The sequence below is a fragment of the Mesorhizobium sp. M7A.F.Ca.AU.001.01.1.1 genome (assembly GCF_004022735.1).
GTDB classification, from domain to species: Bacteria; Pseudomonadota; Alphaproteobacteria; order Rhizobiales; family Rhizobiaceae; genus Mesorhizobium; species Mesorhizobium ciceri.
In genome coordinates this window covers 1-3,024 of record NZ_RZPF01000751.1, presented here as the reverse complement: position 1 = coordinate 3,024, position 3,024 = coordinate 1, and the positions used below count along the sequence as shown (strand labels likewise).

The 3,024-nt window shown below is 62.9% G+C and carries 3 protein-coding genes; all 3 read left to right on the top strand.

Features of this window, described 5'->3' with window-relative positions; all coding sequences use genetic code 11:
• On the top strand, positions 1-905 hold a 905-nt coding region (locus tag EN884_RS31115), incomplete at its 5' end, for an ABC transporter permease (protein WP_164895266.1).
• A complete protein-coding gene (locus EN884_RS31110) occupies positions 902-1,711 on the top strand; it encodes an ABC transporter permease (RefSeq protein ID WP_082826529.1) in 810 nt (269 codons plus the stop codon). The genes EN884_RS31115 and EN884_RS31110, both read left to right, overlap by 4 nt.
• Complete coding sequence (locus EN884_RS31105) at positions 1,708-2,886, top strand: M20 aminoacylase family protein (RefSeq protein ID WP_063168762.1); 1,179 nt, start codon at positions 1,708-1,710, stop codon at positions 2,884-2,886. The genes EN884_RS31110 and EN884_RS31105 overlap by 4 nt, the downstream gene beginning before the upstream one ends.
• Positions 2,887-3,024: the final 138 nt, after the last annotated feature.

The window sequence follows — 3,024 nt, the reverse complement described above, 5'->3', positions numbered from 1 at the left end:
GTTTCCTCGTCATCAAGACGGCAAAGGATGCGGCCGACGGCAAGCTGACTATGCGTCCCGTGCGCGACGAGGTGCTCTCCAAACAGGCCGGCTGGAAAAATATCGATCTCTGGCAGGTCATCGCGCGTCAGCAAAGCGCGCGAACGGACTATTATCTGCTTGCGAGCCTTGACCTGAAGCGAGGCGCGGACAATTCGATCGAAGCCATTTCAGCCGATCGCGCCATCTTCGTCGACGCGCTGCTGCGTACGATCTGGATCAGCATCGTGGTGACCGTGATCTGCGCGGTGCTCGCCGTGCCGCTGGCGCAGGCAATTGTCAGCGCGCCGCCGGCCTGGTCGAAGCTCATGTTCGCGCTGATCCTGTTTCCGCTCTGGACATCGCTGCTGGTGCGCACCGTCATCTGGATCATCGTGCTGCAGAAGAACGGACCCGTGAATTCCACGCTGCTTGGCCTCGGCATCGTCAGCGAGCCGCTCAATCTCATTTACACACGCTTTTCACTCTACGTGGCAATGGTTCAGGTTCTGCTGCCCATGATGGTGCTCTGCGTCGTCGCCGTCATGCGGCGGGTTCCGACCACCTATATGCGCGCGGCACTGTCACTGGGCGCGCCGTGGCTCACAGCGTGGCGCCGCGTGCAGTTGCCGTTGATCCTGCCAGGAATCCTGTCCGGCGGGGCGATCGTTTTTGTCTTCGCACTCGGCTACTACATCACCCCGACGCTTGTCGGCGGGCCGACCGACCAGATGATCTCCAGCTACATAGCGTTCTACACGAACAGCACACTGAACTGGGGCATGGGTGCAGCGCTTTCGTTGCAACTGCTGATGATCCTCGTCCTGTTTGCATTCCTGTTCTGGACGGCGTCCGTCCTCTTCCGCCGCAAGGCGCATGTCGCATGAGCGCCGACCGCTTTCGGAAATGGCTGATGTATGCCTATGCGGCGACATTGCTGGCGTTCATCATCCTGCCCCTGCTGATCGTGATCCCCATGTCGCTGACCTCGAGCAACTCGCTGGCGTTTCCGACGCCGGGCTGGTCGCTGCGCTGGTATGCCGAACTGTGGGTCGACCAGCGCTGGCCGACCGCGCTGTGGAACTCGGTCGTCATCGCGCTGTCCACCACGGTTCTGGCGCTGCTGCTCGGCATACCGGCGGCGATCGGGCTCGCCTGGGGCGATTTTGCCGGCAAACGGATCCTCTATGCGATCATCGCCGCGCCCTTGGTGACGCCAGTCGTCATTGTCGGCGTCGCGGCCTTTTCATTCTTCGCCACACTGGGACTCGTTGGCAACAAGCTATCGATCATTCTGGTGCATACGGCCATGGCCGTGCCTGTGATGCTGACGACTGTCGTCGCCAGCCTTTCGACCTTCGACCGGACGTTGGTTCGCGCGGCGGCATCGCTCGGCGCCGGCACCATGCGCACATTCTTCAAGGTAGTGCTGCCGCTGATAGCGCCGGGCGTCATTACAGGGGCCATCATCGCCTTCATCATCTCTTTCGACGAAGTCGTCGTCGCAAGTTTCCTCTCGACGGGCGCAGAGCGAACCTTGCCTCGCATGATATTCTCCGGGGTGCGCGAGTCCATCAGTCCCGCCATCGCGGCCGTCGCCGTGCTGCTGATCGCTTTCTCGGCAATCCTGCTTGTGGTCATCGCCATCCTGCAGAGCCGCTCACAAACTCTTCGCGCAAAGGCATCGGCATGAGACTGGTACCCTCGGTGCAGCAACTAGAGACAGAGATGACGGCCTGGCGGCGGCATCTGCATGCCAATCCAGAACTCGGCTTCGAAGAGTTCGAGACGGCACGTTTCGTGGCGGACAAACTGCGCTCGTGGGGCATCGAGACGACCGAAGGTGTCGGCCGCACAGGCGTCGTCGGCACGCTCAGGGGCAGGCTCGGCGCTGGTCGCAGCCTGAGCATTCGCGCCGATATGGACGCCCTGCCGATGACCGAGGCGCGGCCGCTGCCGCATGCGTCCCGCGTCCCCGGGAGGATGCATGGCTGCGGCCATGACGGCCACACGACAATGCTGCTCGGCGCAGCGTCAGCACTTGTTCGCTCGCCCGACTTCGCCGGCACGGTGCATTTCATCTTCCAGCCGGCCGAGGAGGGTCGAGGTGGGGCGCTTGCCATGCTGGATGAGGGCCTTTTCCAGCGTTTCCCCTGCGATGAAGTTTACGCGCTGCACAATTGCGAACGGCCGCTCGGCGAGATCGCCGTCCACCGCGGAACGGTGGCCGCGGCGGCCGATCGCTTCGAGATCGTCGTCCACGGCAGGGGCGGCCATGCGGCGACACCGCATCTGGCGATCAATCCACTCCCCATCGCCGCGCGCATCCTGCTCGCAATCGAAGCCCTGCCCGGCCGCCTGACCGATGTGCACGCTCCGGCAATCGTCACCGTTGGCAGCCTGCGCGCAGGCGAAGCCTTCAACACCATCCCCGATACGGCGTTTCTGACCGGCACCGTGCGCACCTTCGACCATCAGGTTCAAAAGACGCTGGAGACGGCAATCCGCCGCATCGCGAAAAACGAGGCTGAAGCTTTTGGCGCCAGCGTCGACATTCTCTATGAAACGCCCTTCGCGCCGACGATCAACACCCCGGCGCAAGCCGATGCGATGATCGCGATTGCGAACGAGGTGATGGGACCGGAACGTCTCGTCGTCGATCCGCCTCCCGAGATGGGCTCGGAAGATTTCTGCTACATGTTGGAACAGCGGCCGGGCTGCTATTTCTTGCTCGGCCAGGCCGACGATGCGCATCAGGCTGCGGCTCACGACACCAACTACGACTTCAACGACGCAATCCTGCCGATTGGCGCCAGCCTTTGGGTCAGGCTGGTGGAGCGCCGCCTGTCGGCCAGAGGCGCATCGTGATGCAACTGACGGAAAAGGACATTGTTTGGCGAAGCCATTGGCTGCGGCAGGTCCTGCCCGAGGACCCAGACCTTGCGCCTCCGCTCGAAGAGGCAACGCAGGCCGACATCTGCATCGTCGGCGGCGGGTATCTTGGAT